This is a genomic window from Thiolapillus sp. (assembly GCF_048562965.1).
GTDB lineage: Bacteria > Pseudomonadota > Gammaproteobacteria > Chromatiales > Chromatiaceae > Thiolapillus > Thiolapillus brandeum_A.
Map to the genome: position 1 here is coordinate 1 of NZ_JBHNMF010001446.1, position 623 is coordinate 623.

General features: G+C 51.4%; 1 protein-coding gene. It reads left to right on the forward strand.

Going from position 1 to position 623, the window contains the following annotated elements:
• On the forward strand, window positions 1–539 hold a 539-nt coding region (locus tag ACOCD2_RS24850), incomplete at its 5' end, for an IS1595 family transposase (protein ID WP_419591999.1).
• Between the last annotated feature and the right edge of the window lie 84 nt (window positions 540–623).

A 623-nucleotide genomic window follows, 5' to 3' on the forward strand; every position in this document is an offset into this window, starting at 1 on the left:
GTGGCCGCATTGAGATAGATGATGCGTATATCGGCGGTGAGCGTCCAGGAAAGCCTGGGCGTGGCGCTGCACATAAAGCTCCGTTTATTGCCGTCGTTGAAACGGAAGGGGAAGAACATCGCCCTCAGCGGATGCAATTGCGGACAGTCAGTGGGTTTCGCAGTGCTGAAATCGAACGCTATGCAAAGACCAGTCTGGAGGTTGGAAGCATTGTGGTCAGTGATGGTTTGGCTTGTTTCAAAGCAGTGGAAAAGGCAGGATGCCATCCTATTCCTTTCGTCTCCGAAGGTGGGCGTAAAGGGGTTGAACACCCATCCTTCAAATGGGTGAATACCATGCTGGGCAACGTAAAAAATGCAATAACCGGAACCTTTCATTCCGTAAGCCTTAAGCATGTTCCCAGGTATCTTGCAGAGTTTGAGTATCGGTTCAACCGGCGCTATCGATTGGATGACATGATTGAGCGACTCGCCTACGTTGGCCTCAGGACGCCTCCCATGCCGTATCGTTTCTTACGAATGGCTGAGATTGGTGGGTAATCAAGTTGGACAATGTCAGCCACGTCACCGCCACACGGAATGGCTGAAATTTCTCCAACAGATCGACCGGGAAACACCGAAGGA